13 protein-coding genes and 1 riboswitch are annotated in these 14242 nt (G+C 37.4%); all 13 genes read right to left on the reverse strand.

Annotated features, from left to right (window positions below; all coding sequences use genetic code 11):
• Positions 1–352 precede the first annotated feature (352 nt).
• Complete coding sequence (locus D8M05_RS19050; protein ID WP_121134607.1) at positions 353–460, reverse strand: methionine/alanine import family NSS transporter small subunit; 108 nt, start codon at positions 458–460, stop codon at positions 353–355.
• Complete coding sequence (locus D8M05_RS19055; RefSeq protein WP_121134609.1) at positions 461–1996, reverse strand: sodium-dependent transporter; 1536 nt, start codon at positions 1994–1996, stop codon at positions 461–463.
• Positions 1997–2162: 166 nt separating this feature from the next.
• Entirely contained in the window at positions 2163–3710 is a 1548-nt protein-coding gene (locus D8M05_RS19060) for a Na+/H+ antiporter NhaC family protein (protein WP_121134611.1), read from the reverse strand.
• A gap of 136 nt (positions 3711–3846) precedes the next feature.
• A riboswitch (Lysine riboswitch) is annotated at positions 3847–4022 on the reverse strand.
• Between the two features lie 38 nt (positions 4023–4060).
• Complete coding sequence (gene yunB, locus D8M05_RS19065; RefSeq protein ID WP_121134613.1) at positions 4061–4864, reverse strand: sporulation protein YunB; 804 nt, start codon at positions 4862–4864, stop codon at positions 4061–4063.
• A gap of 263 nt (positions 4865–5127) precedes the next feature.
• Positions 5128–6213 carry an HD-GYP domain-containing protein gene (locus tag D8M05_RS19070; RefSeq protein WP_121134615.1) on the reverse strand — a complete coding sequence of 362 codons (1086 nt, stop codon included), beginning with the start codon at positions 6211–6213 and terminating at the stop codon, positions 5128–5130.
• 132 nt (positions 6214–6345) lie between these two features.
• Positions 6346–6657 (reverse strand): YunC family protein, encoded by a 312-nt coding sequence (locus D8M05_RS19075; protein ID WP_121134617.1) that lies wholly within the window; start codon positions 6655–6657, stop codon positions 6346–6348.
• Between the two features lie 96 nt (positions 6658–6753).
• Positions 6754–8160, reverse strand: coding sequence for a bifunctional metallophosphatase/5'-nucleotidase (locus D8M05_RS19080; RefSeq protein ID WP_121134619.1), 1407 nt, complete (start codon positions 8158–8160; stop codon positions 6754–6756).
• A 45-nt stretch (positions 8161–8205) separates the two neighbouring features.
• Positions 8206–8418 carry a sulfite exporter TauE/SafE family protein gene (locus D8M05_RS19085; RefSeq protein ID WP_121134621.1) on the reverse strand — a complete coding sequence of 71 codons (213 nt, stop codon included), beginning with the start codon at positions 8416–8418 and terminating at the stop codon, positions 8206–8208.
• Positions 8419–8577: 159 nt separating this feature from the next.
• Positions 8578–9975 carry a Fe-S cluster assembly protein SufB gene (gene sufB / locus D8M05_RS19090; protein WP_121134623.1) on the reverse strand — a complete coding sequence of 466 codons (1398 nt, stop codon included), beginning with the start codon at positions 9973–9975 and terminating at the stop codon, positions 8578–8580.
• Between the two features lie 25 nt (positions 9976–10000).
• The gene (gene sufU, locus D8M05_RS19095; protein WP_121134625.1) at positions 10001–10435 is read right to left on the reverse strand and encodes a Fe-S cluster assembly sulfur transfer protein SufU; all 435 of its coding nucleotides are present in this window, start codon (positions 10433–10435) and stop codon (positions 10001–10003) included.
• Entirely contained in the window at positions 10422–11645 is a 1224-nt protein-coding gene (locus D8M05_RS19100; protein ID WP_121134627.1) for a cysteine desulfurase, read from the reverse strand. Before D8M05_RS19100 ends, sufU begins: the two co-directional genes overlap by 14 nt.
• Positions 11645–12952 (reverse strand): Fe-S cluster assembly protein SufD, encoded by a 1308-nt coding sequence (gene sufD, locus D8M05_RS19105; RefSeq protein WP_121134629.1) that lies wholly within the window; start codon positions 12950–12952, stop codon positions 11645–11647. The genes D8M05_RS19100 and sufD overlap by 1 nt, the downstream gene beginning before the upstream one ends.
• Positions 12953–12969: 17 nt before the next feature.
• Positions 12970–13755: a Fe-S cluster assembly ATPase SufC gene (gene sufC, locus D8M05_RS19110; RefSeq protein ID WP_121134631.1), complete on the reverse strand. Its 786-nt coding sequence runs from the start codon at positions 13753–13755 to the stop codon at positions 12970–12972.
• Positions 13756–14242 lie beyond the last annotated feature (487 nt).

Below are 14242 nucleotides of genomic sequence, written 5' to 3' on the forward strand. Positions count from 1 at the left end.
ATATTACTAGCTCCTTTCGTATTATAGCTCTGATTTGGTATTTGGGTTTTGTAATGCAGTATTACCAAATTAATCTACGATATTACGATTAAGGGGCTAGTTTCGTTCATGATAACTCCTGCAGGAGGAGAGGCCTAGATGAGACACCGTAGTGCGTCAGCACGAAGGGGGCTCATCAGCCGCCTTAAGGTGCGCGAAGTGTGTTTCCGGAACGATGTGTTTTGCACAATACTGAATTAAATAGATCCGAAGTCTATACAAAGTCCTCCATTAATTTGAATTTAATGGAGGACTTAACTTATCGTTCGGATTTTTCTTTACTAAATTTCTTTTGTCCCATCCTCCTCCTTATTTATTTTGCTTCTTTTGCTTTTTTAACTGCATGGGTAATACTTAGACCAAGTCCCCCCCAGATAATAACCATACCAATTACCATTACGAAGATAGCTCCAGCCGTCATTTATTTTGCCTCCTTCGTTTCTTGTAGTTCTTCTGCACTGTTCGTTTCTTTTCTCCATTTTGTAAAGGACATTATGATACCAATTATTAATGCACTGGCCGCAACTGCCCAGCCACTATAAATAATAAAGTCATCCGCATAGTTTCCGTAGTTACCAGTGTCCGTATCAAATTGTCTGAGCAAATTTTGCACAAATAATTGAACCATCATAACTCCGAGAACAATTGGTGTAATTACACTTAAACTAAAGCCCCACCAAGCACCTAATTGAATATCAGAAATGCCATTCGCATGTTCTTTTAAGTTCTTCACTTCTCGTAAGAACCATGCAACAACAACTACCTCCACTAGACCAATAAACGCTACACCAAATTGATTAATAAAATAGTCGACAGTATCTAGGAAATTTAATCCGCCTCTTGTTGCATAAATTAATGAAATCACAGCAGATAACCCACCACCGAAGAAAACTGCTTTCGCACGTGAAATTTTAAATTTATCAATGATCGCAGAAATGTAAGCTTCTGTAATTGAAATTAATGAACTAAAACCAGCAAGTACAAGTGATGCAAAGAATAGGAAACCAACTAAACCATTTAACATTGGAAGTTCATTAATAATTTGTGGGAAAACAACAAAGGCTAATCCTACCCCACCTGCTACAACATCTTCCACTCCAACTCCAGCTTGACCTGCCATAAATCCTAACGTTGCAAAAACACCAATACCAGCTAATAACTCGAAACTTGAATTTCCAAATCCAACGATAAATGCATTATTCGTAATATCTGACTTTTTAGGCAAATAGCTTGCATATGCGATCATAATCGCAAACGCAATGGATAAACTAAAGAAAATTTGACCATAAGCAGCAACCCATACATCAGCAGACATTATGGCACCAAAATCTGGTTGGAAGAATGCATTTAGACCATCTAAAGCACCAGGCAATGTAAGCGCATAAATAACAATAAATAAGAATAATACCACTAGAAGTGGAATAAAAATGCGGTTAGCAATTTCAATCCCTTTCTTTACACCTGCAAACAGAATGGCTAATACAACCGCCCACACAATAATTAATGGAATGAGAACACTTGGAACAAAACCACCAAACTCACCAGGAGCTGCTAACTGTAGATAATCATTGAATAAGAAACCTTCTGTATCTTCTCCCCATCCTAAATTAAATGAGAAGGTAGAATAAGATATGGCCCAAGCAATGATTACGGAATAATACGTAGAAATTACAAATGCTACGAGCGCACCCCACCAACCAATCCATTCTGCTTTTTTATTCATTTTACTAAATGCCATTGGTGCTGATCCCCGATATTTTTGCCCAATTGTAAATTCCATGATGAGTAATGGAATCCCTGCTGTGAGCAATGCAAATAAATAAGGAATAAAAAATGCACCACCACCATTTTCGTAAGCAACAGAAGGAAAACGCCAAATGTTACCAAGTCCAATCGCTGAACCTGCTGCCGCTAAAATAAACCCTGCCCTTGTCCCCCACTGTGAACGTGTTTCCATATAAATCCCCCCTTATTATTCTACTTTCAATAGTGAATATTTAAAATATTCACGACTATAGGTATTTATATGTAGTATATATCAATTTTAGAATATGTCAAATTATCCAAATATATTTTATATGAAAAATCTCTCACCATTGCTAGATGAGAGATTTTTTGTATTATCATTTGTTTTTATTAAATGAATGAATAATCAATCCGATCATAATAACAAACGCTATCGAAATGAAAAGTGAAATAAAGATTTGATGCGTAAAGCCTACTAATAGATAACCCATAATTGAAACAGACGCAACAATCAATGCATACGGTAATTGCGTTAATACATGATCAATATGGTTTGCTCCTGCACCAGTTGACGACAGAATCGTTGTATCCGATATTGGTGAACAGTGGTCACCAAATACAGAACCAGCAAGAACAGCAGCTAGTGATGGTAAAAGCATATCCATATCAGTTACCACTGCAATCTCTGCAGCAATTGGCAGCATAATACCAAAAGTTCCCCATGATGTACCAGTTGCTAGCGCCATGAATCCTGCAATAATAAAGAATAGAACAGGTAACAGTGAGCTACTTACCTGTGCTTCGCTAAATTTTTCTGCTAGGAACAGACCAGTTTCTAATGTATCGATAATGGAACCGATCATCCACGCCAAAATCAAGATATAAATAGCTGGGAGCATTGTTTTTATACCTTCAACGATTATCTTCCCAACATTTGCTTTCGGTTTTCCTAAACCAACATGGAATAACAATGAGGTAATAATTGCAGCTACTCCACCAATAAATAACGATAGGTTTACATTTGTGTTAGCGAATATAGTGAGTATCGTAATATTATCTCCACTAGCATTTGCACCTGTTATTACCATTGTTAAGACAGTACCTACTATCAACACAATAATTGGCATTAATAAGTGATACACTTTTCCATCTTGATGGGCTTTAAACTCGTCACTTAGATCCCCAGGAACCTTGCTTTGACTTGGATCTAACAATTCCCCTGTTCGGATTGCCCGTTCTTCGTGTTTTCTCATTGGACCTATATCTAATTTAAAGTAAGCGACCATAAACACTAGAATAATTGCGCCAAGTGCATAAAAGTTATGTGGAATCATTTGAATAAATGCGGTTAATGGCTCCATGTCTGTAATCCCATTAGCAGCAAACATCGCACCCATAATACCAATGATGTATGCCCCCCAGCTTGAAATCGGGGAGATAACGGTCACTGGTGCTGATGTAGAGTCAATAAAGTAGGCTAATTTTGCACGTGAAATCTTGTATCGATCTGTTAGTGGCCGTGCTATTTGCCCAACTGCTAAACTATTAAAGTAATCATCAATAAAAATAATTATCCCTAATACGCCAGACATTACTCCAGCACCTCTACGTGTTTTCACACGTCTCATCATCCATTCCCCGAAAGCTCGACTACCACCAGATGATTGCAAGAATGCTGTCATCATACCTAATAATAAAAGGAATCCAAGTAATAGAAGATTTCCTTTGTTAAGTTCTCCATCTGAAATAAAAATTCCATAAAAAGCGTTCCAAATTTCCTGAAGGCTTTCTATGAAATTAAAATCATGAATAAATAAAGCCCCCACAATAATACCTGCACCCAAAGACAGTAGCACTTTTCTCGTTAGAATAACAAGAATAAGCATAAGTACTGCTGGAATAAGAGAATAGATTGTTCCTTCCATTGTTTCTACCTCCATAAAATATGTTATATATTTGAATGTAGAACTGAAACGAGCATAAACAATTTTTTGCACACAAAAAAACAAAGACAGAAAATAACCCATCTTTGTTTTATCACAAAATACGTTATCCTCCATTTCGATCAGTAGTTCTCCACGCAACTTCCCTGCATGACAGTACACCCTTTATTCAAAGGAATACCAGCTCTAATAAGTTTGACCCTTATTATGCTTCGGCAAACAACCCTTTCACAAGCAATCATCGTTGTCATTCTCCTGCTCGTTACTATTGTTGTATGCACCTCTACCTCACCGATCTGAGGTCTATTAAATTATATTACTAATATACTAGATTACTCGTCTTCTTGCAAGTCCTCTTCCTCTTTTAGAAAATCCTCCTTTGGTACAGATATGGAAGGACCACTATCCTCACCACCATAAAATTCTGGCACATCCCCCATAATAGCACCCCCATCAATATAAATCTCTGTATTTATCGTTTCAACTTCTGTTGTAAACGGAATAACAACTTGAACGTCTGCCTCTACATTTACGTATAAGGATACCCATGAGGCATTTATTCCAAATGGTTCTACATCCCTTACAATATTTGTTCGGACATTACCAACGAACTCCAAATTAATCGGTATTTTTGGTCCAAGGTTAGCTAGAACGGCATTCCCAGTAACCTGCCCAAGTGGGACTTCGATTAATGTTGGGTCTTGTTCTACACGATCCTCTGCACCATCGCCATATTCATAAGGCTCATGAAGGGAATAATCATACGTTATCGGATCTCCTCGATTCACACGTTGAAAGAATTCTTCTACTCTATCTGTTGCAACCCGATTTATTTCACCAACAACCGCTGGATTCCAACCATATCTAACAACATTTCCCTCATTATCATAGTTAATATCTAGTACCTCATTATAATCATATTCTTCAGCAAATCGGACAGCTTGATTAATCGCTCGTGTACCAAATTCATCAAGTTTTACTGAAGCTATATCGTATAGTACTGGTTCAACTTTTTTATCGATAAACCATACACTCCAAGTGACCGCAATAATAAATAAAATGAGCGTTATGAAAAAAATATTCTTCCCTGGAGGTGATGCAAATTTTCTTCTATATCTTCTCCGTGGTCTACGCATAAGAATCCCCCCTACAACAACTTATGCTTGTTTTAGGGGGGATAGAATCACCAAAAGCGCAAGCGCCCGTTTAACGACGTACGGACTGGACTGAGCCATAGGAGATAAAGGAAACACGACGACCGCAAGGGAGTCGATGTTGACTTATCGTACGGAGGTGAGGGAACTCTCGCTAGCAGCACGGGCGCTGGAGCTAGACGTGGCCAGTCCTGAAAAGGAATTTAAATAGGGTAAATTAGTATTTTATTACTTTCAATGAGAAACTAATCCTTCAACACGGAAACAACCATGATATTCATCACATTACTTAAGTCAACCTCGTATGGCGTATCCACTTGCCGATCCTTATCATAAATAATTCGAATAACAGGACGATCACAGAGATGCTTATTTTGCCTCGCAACAATCCCCTTCCTACCATCACTTAACTCTACCGATATACCATCTGGATAGACAACAATGCTTTTCTTAAATGCCTCTACCATCTCTTTATCAAACAGGTTTACAGCGCCTGAGTATAGAATCTCTAATCCCTCATGTGGCAACATTGCATCGCGATATACCCGATTACTTGTAACAGCATCAAAGACATCAGCAATTCCAATGATTTTTGCATACAGATGTATCTCATCTCCACGTAGTGATCGTGGATATCCTGAACCATCAAGTCGTTCATGATGTTCTAATGCACAATGTGCCACAACAGAAGAAATATCCATTTGCTTCCGTAAAAAATCGTATCCAATTTGTGCATGTTCTTTAATTATTTCAAATTCCTCATCCGTTAATCTACCGGGCTTTTGCAACACATCCTGATCAACGAAAATCTTACCTATGTCATGTAATAATGCACCCAAACCTAGTTCCATTAATTTCTGATTAGGTAGATTCAGCTTTACACCTATTGCAAGCGTATAGATTGTAACATTTAAAGAATGATGAAAAACATAGTTATCTGTTAAGTAAATATCTGCAAGGAATGATAAGGGCTTTTCATTATTTTTTGTCTCTAGCATTAGATTTTCTATAACGTTTTGCAATTCTTTCCCTTTTTTATCTAAAATAAAAGTAGAATTATTTATTCCTTTATTTTTAATATCAGTAAAGATACTTTTAACCGTGTTTAATGCCTCTCTGCGTACCCTATCTGAAATAAAGGAATCAACAATAATACCCTTTGATAAATCATCTTCTATATACACATATGTAATTCCATAATTATTTAATCGTTTAATAATATTCCTCGTTAATTCCATGCCTTTTGCTATCAGCACAATACCATTTTCATTATAAATGGACTGCGCTAAAATTGCCCCAGGTTCAATTGATTTTGTACCCACTAGTTTCATCTTGTTCACCAAAACTTTTCGACTTTTTTTGACAACTCCTATAAGAATAGTAACAGAATAAAACGATTTTATCTATCATTTCTGCTAAAAATTGGCAATTAAAATGCCTTCCACTTGGAAGACATTTTATCGTTATTCTAATTTCAACAATGCATCCTTACCAATCATACCGATTTCCCAACCATACAATTCCTGAGAAGCATCGGTAATTTTTGCTAACGGTGCATGTAACAGCTGGTCTATCGTACGAACACCTTCTGCTCGACCAGCGATTACATTTCTTTTTTTCAATTTTTCATTTGCATCAAAGAAATCTACATCTAATGCCGCACACATAATGTATCCCACATCATTAGAAATGACCAATAATGTCGTCTTCGGAAGTTCTACTGTTGTTGCAGTGAAATGCTTCCCTTCCACTTCTAAAGGCTTCACTGTAATCATAAAGCATTCTGCCTCCTTCGTAATATACATTATATCTGTATGCACGAATGGCTTGGTTTGTCACACACTTTAATTATAGAGGCAGGGACTGACATTCTATAGGGTTGATGCAAACTCTCTTTGTAGTGTTTCAACCAAAAGATCTCGCAAAAATTCCGGTAACATATATTGTTTTGTTTCAGACCTGGCAATTTCAGGTAGAAGCCTTCCAAAAGTAAACGTATCTGCTGTCGCTACATTATATAGCCTATCACCATCTGGCTTTGTTCCATCCTCAAATACAACATTCTTCACGTACTCTTCCCCATTAACATGAAATGCCGTTTCCACCGTGATTCCTGAGAATACCATCCGTCCAAGCATTTTACCACGAAACCCAAAGCCTTTTAGCTTTAGTTCCATAAATTCCTTCGTTAACGATGCACGAATAACTTCAATCAATTCATTCCCATCCAACTTCACGACAACTGGGTTTATCGGATGTGGGCAAATTCGATGCACATCTTTATAACTAACTTTACCTGCTGGAAAATCTGCTAACAAAACGCCAGAATTCAACAACGCACAATCTGCTTTTGTATGGTTTTTTAACGTATTGGTTAGTTGCTGCATGATTTCTGTATGTTTAAACCACTTTACTTCAATTGGTTTTTCAAGTTGGACGATTGTGTCTCCCAACAATTGATCAGCCTTCATTTGAAGACTTTTCAAATTTGTCTCCGTTTCGGGATCTACTTGATAGTGGGTGATGTCTGTTGCATATGCTTCTTGCCTCACCAGCTTCTTTGCTTCGTGATCCCAGCTCAGGATTGCCTCACCAATATAGAAACAATGTTTACCAGCTGCTGTAATTAATGTATGATTTACTTTTTCCCCAGTACGCAATAGGTGATGGGTATGTCCACCAATAATTAAATCAATGTCTGGAAACTTCCTAGCGATTGCTTGGTCTTCACTCAATCCTAGATGAGATAATAAAATAATAATATCTGTTTCTTTTTTTAATTCACTAACATATTGTTCAAGTGCTTGCCTTTCAGATGAAATATGCCAACCGAGTAACTCATAATAATTATTAAAAGGAGCTGTTAATCCGATTACCCCAATTCGAATGCCACTTGCCGATTCGATTTTCACCGTTCTTTTTAACCAATTCGGATTCCCCACTTCCGTACGATGTAAATTTGTGCAGACGACCTCGAAGTTTGCATCATCGTATAAGCTATAGAGTTCATCATGAGAGAGTGTAATTCCTTCATTATTTCCAATGGTAGCAATATCATAATGTAAATCATTCATCAATTCTACATTCGCTTTTCCTTTGAATGCTTCAGAAATTGGGTGAACACGGTCCATATGGTCGCCAATATCAACCGTCCAATATGCATCACCATGCTTCTCACGTTTAGAAGTAGCATCCTTCAGGTATTTAGCAACCCTTGGCCATTGGTCAAAATTACTATGTAAATCATTCGTATAATAAAAATAAAGTTTCTCTATCATCTGTAAAACTCCTTAAGAAATTACTTATCTATATCTACTATAGCACTAAAAAATCATTCGAAGTCCATTGAAGATTAGCAGTATTCGCAAAACCCATTCAAGCGTCCTTCCATTTAGCATCTGATTAACTTTTGCACCTATTTTCGTCCCTATCCATGCACCAGGTATGAAGGGCAGAACATATTCCCAAGCGATATTCCCCCATCTAACCCCGCAATCGAACCAGTAAAAGCTGCGAGTGTACCAATTATTAAACATGCAATAAAGACCAAGAAATTCCCCTTCTATCTATATATTCTGTATATCTAATCTTAGCATTGTTTATTTTAGATTCCTACATATTTGGATTGATATTCCATTAACCTAGAAAAAAATCCCAATTCAGCTACTCGCTAAATTGGGATTTCCTTAAAGTTATTATCCGATAGAACCTTCCATCTCGAACTTTATCAATCGATTCATCTCAACTGCATATTCCATTGGAAGTTCTTTTGTAAATGGTTCAATGAAGCCCATTACGATCATTTCTGTTGCTTCTTCTTCAGTCAACCCTCTACTCATTAAGTAGAATAGTTGTTCTTCAGATACTTTTGAAACTTTTGCTTCATGTTCTAATGAAATATTGTCATTGTAGATTTCATTGTATGGAATTGTATCTGATTTCGATTCGTTATCCAAAATCAATGTATCACACTCAATATTTGCACGAGCACCGTCAGCTTTTTTACCAAAATGTACTAAGCCACGATATGTTACATTACCACCCTGTTTAGAGAACGATTTTGAAACAATCGTAGAAGACGTGTTAGGTGCTAAATGATACATTTTTGCACCCGCATCTTGAACTTGACCACGGCCAGCAATTGCAATAGAAATCGTGTTACCACGAGCACCTTCACCTTTAAGGTGAATAGCAGGATATTTCATCGTAAGTTTCGAACCAATGTTACCATCAATCCATTCCATTTGCCCATTCGCATCAACTGTTGCACGTTTTGTAACTAAGTTATAAACGTTATTCGCCCAGTTTTGTATTGTTGTGTAGCGACAGTAGCCATCTTTTTTAACGATAATTTCAACAACCGCACTATGAAGTGAGTTCGTTGTATAAACTGGAGCTGTACATCCTTCCACATAGTGAACAGATGCACCCTCATCAACGATAATTAATGTTCTTTCAAACTGTCCCATATTTTCAGAGTTAATACGGAAATATGCTTGAAGTGGCGATGTAGCTTTTACACCTTTAGGTACGTAAATAAAAGATCCACCAGACCACACTGCTGAGTTTAATGCAGAAAATTTATTATCGGAATATGGAATAACTGTACCAAAGTATTCTTTGAATAATTCTTCATTTTCTTTTAAGGCAGTATCTGTATCTTTAAAGATAATACCCATTTCTTCAAGATCCTCTTTTAAACTATGGTAAACTACTTCAGATTCATATTGAGCAGATACACCAGCTAAATATTTTTGTTCTGCTTCTGGAATACCTAGTTTATCAAAAGTTTGCTTGATTTCATCAGGTACTTCATCCCAAGTTTTCCCTTGTCTTTCAGATGGTTTTACATAATAAACAATCTCATCAAAGTTTAGTTCTGATAAATCTCCACCCCATTGTGGCATTGGACGTTTGTAAAAATGTTCCAATGCTTTTAATCGGTAATCTAACATCCACTGAGGTTCTTCTTTTAATTTAGAGATTTCTTCAACGACTTTACGAGTTAATCCTCTTTCCGTACGAAAAACAGAGACGTCTTTATCACGAAATCCGTATTTATATTCTTCTATTTCTGGTGCTTTTTTAGCCAATTATAAAACCTCCTTTTAGTACTACTTAACCCTCGTTCACACCTTTTTCCATCGCCTTCCATGCAAGTGTTGCACATTTGATTCGAGCTGGAAATTGTGATACACCTTGCAGTGCTTCAATATCACCTAAGTCTACTTCTGTATCATCTATTTCATTACCGAGCATCATGTCAGAGAAAATCTTTGACATTTGGACGGCGTCTTCAATTTTTTTACCCTTTACTGCTTGTGTCATCATCGAAGCAGAGGACATACTGATGGAACAGCCTTCCCCTTCAAACTTCGCATCTTTAACGATCCCATTTTCAACGAATAGTTGGAGCCTGATACGGTCCCCACAAGTAGGATTATTCATATCAACCGTAACAGCATCTCCCTCTACGATACCGCGATTTCTAGGATTCTTATAATGGTCCATAATGACTTGTCTGTAAAGTTGATCTAAATTATTTAAAGACATTGCCAAAATACTCCTTCGTTTTCAAAAGTCCGCTGACTAACTTATCGATGTCTTCCTCTGTATTATACAGGTAAAAACTTGCCCGTGCAGTAGCAGTTACATCTAACCATTTCATCAATGGTTGTGCACAATGATGACCAGCTCGAACTGCAATTCCTTCTGCATCAAGTACTGTTGCAGTATCATGTGGATGAACATCATCTAGATTAAAGGTAACAAGTCCCGCACGCTCTTCAGGACCATAAATCGTAATTCCATCTATTGTACGTAACTGCTCTAGTGCATATGCTGCTAACTTCTTATCATGTTCAAGAATATTGTCCATTCCGATATCCTCTAGGAAGTCAATTGCAGCTCCAAGTCCAATGGCACCAGCAATAATTGGTGTTCCACCTTCAAATTTCCATGGTAGCTCTTTCCATGTAGAATCATAAAGGTTAACGAAATCAATCATTTCACCACCAAATTCGACTGGCTCCATGTCTTCGAGGAGGACACGTTTCCCATAGAGTACCCCAATACCTGTTGGTGCACACATTTTATGTCCACTAAATGCGTAGAAATCACAATCTAATTCTTCTACATCTACTTTCATATGTGGTGCTCCTTGTGCGCCATCAACAACGATAACAGCTCCATTATCATGAGCGACTTTTGCGATCTCTTTTACCGGATTGATTGTACCCAGAACATTAGAAAGATGTGTAACAGCAACGATTTTGGTATTCTTTGTAATTGTACTTCTCACGTCTTCCATCGCAAGCGTCCCATCAGCTTGCAATGGAATATATCTTAAAGTTGCTCCAGTTGCTTTTGCAGCTTGTTGCCACGGAATGATATTACTGTGATGCTCCATTGGAGTAATCACAATTTCATCCCCTGCTTTAAGTTTTTGCCGAGCATAACCGTATGCAACATAATTAATAGAGGTCGTTGTGCCCCTGGTAAAAATAACTTCAGCAGTACTTCCTGCATTAATGAACTTTCTTACCTTTTCACGTGCACCTTCATACTTATCCGTAGCCCTCGTTCCTAGTGTATGAACACCGCGATGAACGTTAGAGTTGTCATGACGATAATAGTCATTAACAGCCTCTATAACAGATACAGGTTTCTGTGAAGTAGCAGAAGAATCAAGGTATACTAAAGGATTTCCATTCACTTCCTGATCTAATATCGGAAACATCTCACGAATGGCTTTAATATCCATTAGTTTACTTTCCTTTCAATCACTTGTGTTAGTTGTTTTTTCACGGATTCAATTGGCAATTGATCAACAACTGGTGCAAGGAAACCATGAATCACGAGACGCTCTGCCTCTTCCTTTTTAAGTCCACGACTCATAAGGTAATACATTTGCAGTGGATCCACACGGCCAACTGATGCTGCGTGACCTGCAGTGACATCGTCTTCTTCAATTAATAGAATTGGGTTCGCATCCCCACGCGCATTTGGACTAAGCATCAATACGCGGGATTCTTGTTCCGAATTCCCTTTCGTACCACCATGCTCAATTTTACCGATAGCATTAAAGATAGTTGTTGCACTTTCTTTCATAACACCACGTTGCAAGATAAATCCATCTGTTGCTTTTCCGTGTTGAACAATACTTGCAGTGAAGTTTTGTATTTGTTTGCCACGACCAACTGAAACAGCATTTGCTTTAGAAGTAGCACCGTTTCCGATTAAGTTTGTAATATTCTCAGAAACAGTATCCCCATCGTTCATTTGGCCTAATGCCCAATCAATCGTTGCATCATCATATGCAACACCACGGCGGTTAACATATGAAGTTGTACCAACCCCTAGATTATCTACTGCACCGAAGGAAATTTTAGCACCATTGTGTGCAAATACTTCTTCTACAATGTTAGCAACAGTTTCATTCTCGTTATTAGAAATATAATTTTCTACAAATGTAAGTTTACTATTTTCATCCGCTACAACAATAACATGATTAAACAATGCTGATTCTGCATTTTCATGCCAGAATACGACTTGAAGTGCTTCTTCAATTTCTATGTTTTTAGGAACATAAATAAATGCTCCACCATTTACTAATGCCCCGTGAAGTGCTGTTAAACGGTTTTGATCAACAGATACAGCATCTTTCATGAAATATTTTTCTACTAAATCACTATGTTCATTAATTGCAGTGAAAATATCAGTGAAAATAACACCTTTATCTTTTAATTCATTATTTAATGATTGAAATGCAACGGAATGGTTGCGTTGAATCAGTAGATTCTCAGGTATATTTTCCTGATCAAAATAATCCTTAAGTTCTTCTGGTAATTCTTTAATAGACCCGATTGTTTCGCCTGTTGTATATTCGTGTTTAAAATCAGTAAAGTTCCAACGAGTAATCTTTGTTTTATCTGGCTTTGGCATTTCTAGTATTTCTACTTGATCCAAAGCTTGTAAACGCAATTTACGGAACCATTCTGGCTCATTTCTACTGTTTGAAAACTGTTCGATATATTCTTTATCATATGGAAGCTTTGTTTCGACAGTCATGCTAATCCTCCTAACAATTACGCATTTTGTTCTACAGTTTCGTCTTCAATTCCAAGTTCTTCTTTAATCCAGTCATAACCTTCCGCTTCAAGACGCTTCGCTAATTCTGGACCACCAGATTTCACGACACGACCTTGCATCATTACGTGTACATAGTCTGGTGTAATGTAGTTAAGTAAACGTTGATAATGCGTAATAATTAAGCAACCAAAGTTTTCTCCACGCATTTTGTTAATCCCTTTAGAAACAACTTTTAGTGCATCAATATCTAATCCAGAGTCAATTTCATCAAGAATTGCAATTTCTGGTTTTAATTGCATCAATTGAAGGATTTCATTACGTTTCTTCTCTCCACCTGAGAAACCTTCGTTTAAGTAGCGTGTAGCCATGCTCCCGTCAATTTCTAGGTAGTCTAAGTCTTTATCTAATTCTTTAATAAATTTCATTAAAGAAACTTCATTTCCTTCCTCACGACGAGCATTGATTGCTGAACGTAAGAAATCGGAAGTTGTTACACCACTAATTTCACTTGGATATTGCATTGCTAAAAATAGACCTGCGCGTGCGCGTTCATCCACTTCCATTTCTAACACATCTTCACCATCAAGTGTAATCGTTCCTTCTGTTACTTCATATTTAGGATGACCCATAATTGCAGAAGCAAGTGTGGATTTACCTGTTCCGTTTGGTCCCATGATTGCGTGGAATTCTCCACCTTTTATCGTAAGGTCTACACCTTTTAATATCTCTTTATCCTCAATGGATACATGTAGATTTCTAATTTCTAAAACTGATCCTGCCATTGATAACCCTCCAAGTACTATATTTTAATTGGTTCATTCTCAATCTATTCTCATTACAATCTTATATCATTTCAAATTAATAATCAACTCATTCACTATATGGATTCTTCCTTTATTTACAAAGCTTTTCCACCTATTCCTTCATTATAGGAATATCCATTTTTTACTACATTTAAAAATACGATGTTTTCTAAAAGATTGTTGTTAACTACACTATTTGTATAAACTCCAAACTAACTTAATTCAGATTATCTTAAATCGGAGCACATCTCGCCGTCTGGGATCGCTCCGGGCGGATGCTTTCCGCGGGCACGGCCTCAGCCTCCTCGTGACGCACAGAACGCTTCTTCCGGGGTCTTCGGACATGTGCTATTCCCGCAGGACAAGGAAAGCTTCGTCAGCGTTACATCGCACGAAGAAAATGGCTCTTTATTTTCGAGGAGTCACCGCCCTACACTCACCCAGACTAGTGAAGTAGTACGATGCT

The sequence above is a fragment of the Oceanobacillus bengalensis genome, from assembly GCF_003628445.1.
GTDB classification, from domain to species: Bacteria; Bacillota; Bacilli; order Bacillales; family Amphibacillaceae; genus Oceanobacillus; species Oceanobacillus bengalensis.

Coding starts and splice junctions, on each gene's coding strand:
- D8M05_RS19050 (WP_121134607.1), bottom strand. CDS start 460: ATGACGGCTGGAGCTATCTTCGTAATGGTAATTGGTATGGTTATTATC.
- D8M05_RS19055 (WP_121134609.1), bottom strand. CDS start 1,996: ATGGAAACACGTTCACAGTGGGGGACAAGGGCAGGGTTTATTTTAGCG.
- D8M05_RS19060 (WP_121134611.1), bottom strand. CDS start 3,710: ATGGAAGGAACAATCTATTCTCTTATTCCAGCAGTACTTATGCTTATT.
- yunB (WP_121134613.1), bottom strand. CDS start 4,864: ATGCGTAGACCACGGAGAAGATATAGAAGAAAATTTGCATCACCTCCA.
- D8M05_RS19070 (WP_121134615.1), bottom strand. CDS start 6,213: ATGAAACTAGTGGGTACAAAATCAATTGAACCTGGGGCAATTTTAGCG.
- D8M05_RS19075 (WP_121134617.1), bottom strand. CDS start 6,657: ATGATTACAGTGAAGCCTTTAGAAGTGGAAGGGAAGCATTTCACTGCA.
- D8M05_RS19080 (WP_121134619.1), bottom strand. CDS start 8,160: ATGATAGAGAAACTTTATTTTTATTATACGAATGATTTACATAGTAAT.
- D8M05_RS19085 (WP_121134621.1), bottom strand. CDS start 8,418: ATGTTTAATAATTGGTACACTCGCAGCTTTTACTGGTTCGATTGCGGG.
- sufU (WP_121134625.1), bottom strand. CDS start 10,435: ATGTCTTTAAATAATTTAGATCAACTTTACAGACAAGTCATTATGGAC.
- D8M05_RS19100 (WP_121134627.1), bottom strand. CDS start 11,645: ATGGATATTAAAGCCATTCGTGAGATGTTTCCGATATTAGATCAGGAA.
- sufD (WP_121134629.1), bottom strand. CDS start 12,952: ATGACTGTCGAAACAAAGCTTCCATATGATAAAGAATATATCGAACAG.
- sufC (WP_121134631.1), bottom strand. CDS start 13,755: ATGGCAGGATCAGTTTTAGAAATTAGAAATCTACATGTATCCATTGAG.